Origin of the sequence: Marseilla massiliensis (assembly GCF_016899855.1) — a bacterium.
Lineage (GTDB): Bacteria > Bacteroidota > Bacteroidia > Bacteroidales > Bacteroidaceae > Prevotella.
In genome coordinates this window covers 1-515 of record NZ_JACJJG010000248.1, presented here as the reverse complement: position 1 = coordinate 515, position 515 = coordinate 1, and the positions used below count along the sequence as shown (strand labels likewise).

The 515-nt window shown below is 40.0% G+C and carries 1 pseudogene; it reads left to right on the top strand.

The features are described from left to right. Positions 1-515: pseudogene (locus H6A34_RS14615) on the top strand (IS4 family transposase); the annotation flags it as partial.

Below are 515 nucleotides of genomic sequence, written 5' to 3'. Positions count from 1 at the left end.
ACATTGAAGCACAAGTTCCTGCCTTCTATACTGTAACCACTGCATCAAAGCATGATTCTACAGCAATGTCTTCAATCCATTATGAACCAAATGCTTATTATATATTCGACAGGGCTTATGACTCCTTTAAAGAACTCTATAGGATACATCTTACAGACTCTTTCTTTGTTGTCAGAGCCAAGACAAACTTAAAGTATAAGACAGTCAAATGGAAGCGGAGAATGCCAAGGAATATAATGACTGATGCGGAAGTGAAACTGACCGGTTATCTCTCCGAGAAGAAATATCCGGAATCATTCAGACTCGTCCGATATTACGATGAAGAAGATGACCGTGAGTTCACTTTTCTGACGAATGCGAAACAACTTTCTGCATTGGATGTTGCCAATCTTTACAAGAAAAGATGGTTGATTGAACTGTTCTTCAAATGGCTCAAGCAGCACCTCAAGATAAAGAAATTCTGGGGCACAACAGAGAACGCCGTCCGCATACAAATCAGTGTGGCTATTATCACA